This window comes from Streptomyces sp. NPDC059853 (assembly GCF_042731495.1).
In the GTDB taxonomy this organism is placed as follows: domain Bacteria; phylum Actinomycetota; class Actinomycetes; order Streptomycetales; family Streptomycetaceae; genus Streptomyces.
Genome location: NZ_JBHWJL010000415.1, coordinates 1149 through 3423 on the forward strand (window position 1 = coordinate 1149; position 2275 = coordinate 3423).

Here is a 2275-nt window from a genome sequence, read left to right on the forward strand (position 1 = left end):
CCTCGACGGCAGCCTCTGATGTGTATAAGAGACAGGTCCTGGTCCTCCCGCCGCCCGCCGGGCGAGCGTCGTGTACACGTGCTCCGCGGTGCGCCAGGCGGTCTCGTGCTGCCGCTCGCGCTCCTGCTGCCGGTTGCGGAGCCGGTCCAGGTAGGCGCGTCCGGTGTCGGCCGCGGAGGCGCTGTCCGGCCCCGGCGGGGCGGCGGCGGGCCCGGTGCCGCGGACGGGGTACACCTTCAGGCCCCACTCGGCGCGGTGGCGCAGCCGGTCGAGCAGGGCCAGCAGCCGCTCGGCACGCTCGGCCACGGCGGCCGTGGCGCGCTCCGTGCCGAGGTAGAGCGTCGCCAGCGGCAGCGGGACGACCGGGCCGCTGCGGGCGACGGCGGCGATCACCGCGTGGTGGGCGCGGGCGCAGCCCTCCAGGGCGGCCGGGTCGGAGAACCGTTCGGCGAAGCTCTCGGGGGCGAAGTCGGCGGCGGGCACGTCCTGGGTGATCAGGGTGAGCGGCCCGGTGTCCAGGGGCCGCACCGGTCCCCCGCCGGGGTGGCCGGTCAGGCCGTCCAGGGCGGGTGCGGTCTGCCGGTGGCAGACGGCGAAGACGCACACGGCCGACCCGTCGGCGGCCGGTTCCGCCACCGCGGCCGGCCGCGTGATCCCGGCGGTCTCGGTCATGCCTGCTCGGTCTCCTTCTGCCGGTCGTGCCGGTGGTGGCCGGTGGTCTCCAGTTCGGTCAGCCGTTCCCGCAGCCGCTTGTTCTCGTCGTACAGGGCGTCGTGCGCGGCCCGGGAGGAGAGGGCGGGTTCGGTCTCCCACCAGTCGATCCCGGCCTTGCGGGCGGTGTCGACGGAGGAGATGAACAGCCGGACGCGGATGGTGAGGAGTTCGATGTCGAGAAGGTCGATCTTGATGTCCCCGGCGATGACCACGCCCTTGTCGAGGATGCGTTCGAGGATGTCGGCGAGGTTGGCGGTACGGGGCGGGTACGGTTCCAGCGGCTCGTACGCCTCGACGGGGTGGACGGAGCGCGTCATCGCCGGCCCCGCTTCCGCTTGCGGGGCTTCTCTTCTTCCTCTTCCTCTTCGTCGTCCTCCTCGTCCTCGACGTCCTCGTCGTCGAAGTCCTCGTCGTCCTCGTCCGCCGCGCCTTCGGTGTCCTCGTCCTCGTCGCCCTCCTCGTCCTCGCGCTCCTCGTCCTCGCCGCCCTCGTCGCCCTCCTCGGCGACCTCGCCCTCGTGGATCCGCTGGTGGCGGCCCTCCGGCTCGTCCTCCTCGGCCGCGAGCATCACATGGCTCTGGAACCGTTTGAGGTCCAGCCGCAGCCGGCGGCCCTGGGCCCGCCAGATGTTGGCGGTCTTCTCGAAGAAGCCCGCCGGGCTGTACTCGACGACCACCACGATCCGGGTGAGCCGGGGCGCCAGTTCGTGGAAGGAGACCACGCCCCGGTTGGTGCCCTTGTCGCCCTCCGAGGTCCAGGTGATCCGCTCCTCCGGATCCAGTTCCTGGACGGTCGCGGTCCACGAGCGGGTGGAGGGCCCGACCTTGGCGCGCCACTCGGTCTCGGTGTCGTCCTTCTCCTGGACGTGCTGCACGCCCTTCATGTACTCGCCGAAGTCCTCGAAGGAGGTCCAGTAGTTGTAGCAGGTGCGCAGCGGGGCGCCGACGTCGATGGACTCGATGATGGTGGTGACCTTCTGGTTGCCGCCGCCGCCCGAGCCGCCGCCGTCGCCGTCCCCGTCCTTCTTCCCGCCCAGCCCCGGGATCGCCTTCTTCACCGGCTCGACCGTGGCGTCCTTGACCATGTGCTTGGCGTTCTCCACCGGGGCACCGGCGACCCGGCCGGCGAACTGCTGCACGCGGTCGCCGGTGTGCTTGGTCAGCCGGTGCGCCCGGGCGCCGAGGTAGCCGGTCAGCTCCTCGCCCAGCCGCTCCAGGCTGCCCCGGAGGCCGTCCTGGGAGGCCGTGTCGTCGTGTTTCGCCATCAGGTGTCCTTCCGGGCCGTGGACCGCTTGCCGCGGGTCCCGCTCTTCTCGCCGTTGCCACCGCTCTTCCCGGCGCTCTTGGCGCCTTTGTCCCGCCCGGCGGTCTTCTTGGCCTGCTTCCTGGGCTGCTCCTGCTCCTGCTCCTCCTCGGCTCCGTCCTCCGTGTCCTCCGCTTCCTCCGTGTCCTCCGTGTCCTGCGGCTCCTCCGCCTGCGGTGCCGAGCCGTTCAGCTGGCGGGTGCCCTGCCGCAGGGCCTCGGTGAAGGCGTCGACGCGGCGGACGGCCGCCGCGGAGAGG

Annotated in this window: 3 protein-coding genes and 1 pseudogene; all 4 read right to left on the reverse strand. The window is 72.4% G+C overall.

What is annotated here, in order from left to right:
* On the reverse strand, positions 1 to 672 hold a 672-nt coding region (locus ACFV5N_RS25975; protein ID WP_385604425.1), incomplete at its 3' end, for a GvpL/GvpF family gas vesicle protein.
* A complete protein-coding gene (locus ACFV5N_RS25980; RefSeq protein ID WP_385604428.1) occupies positions 669 to 1031 on the reverse strand; it encodes a gas vesicle protein in 363 nt (120 codons plus the stop codon). The genes ACFV5N_RS25975 and ACFV5N_RS25980, both read right to left, overlap by 4 nt.
* Complete coding sequence (locus ACFV5N_RS25985) at positions 1028 to 1978, reverse strand: SRPBCC family protein (RefSeq protein ID WP_385604431.1); 951 nt, start codon at positions 1976 to 1978, stop codon at positions 1028 to 1030. The genes ACFV5N_RS25980 and ACFV5N_RS25985 overlap by 4 nt, the downstream gene beginning before the upstream one ends.
* A pseudogene (locus tag ACFV5N_RS25990) lies at positions 1978 to 2275 on the reverse strand (hypothetical protein); the annotation flags it as partial. The pseudogene ACFV5N_RS25990 and the gene ACFV5N_RS25985, both read right to left, overlap by 1 nt.

Coding starts and splice junctions, on each gene's coding strand:
- ACFV5N_RS25980 (WP_385604428.1), bottom strand. CDS start 1,031: ATGACGCGCTCCGTCCACCCCGTCGAGGCGTACGAGCCGCTGGAACCG.
- ACFV5N_RS25985 (WP_385604431.1), bottom strand. CDS start 1,978: ATGGCGAAACACGACGACACGGCCTCCCAGGACGGCCTCCGGGGCAGC.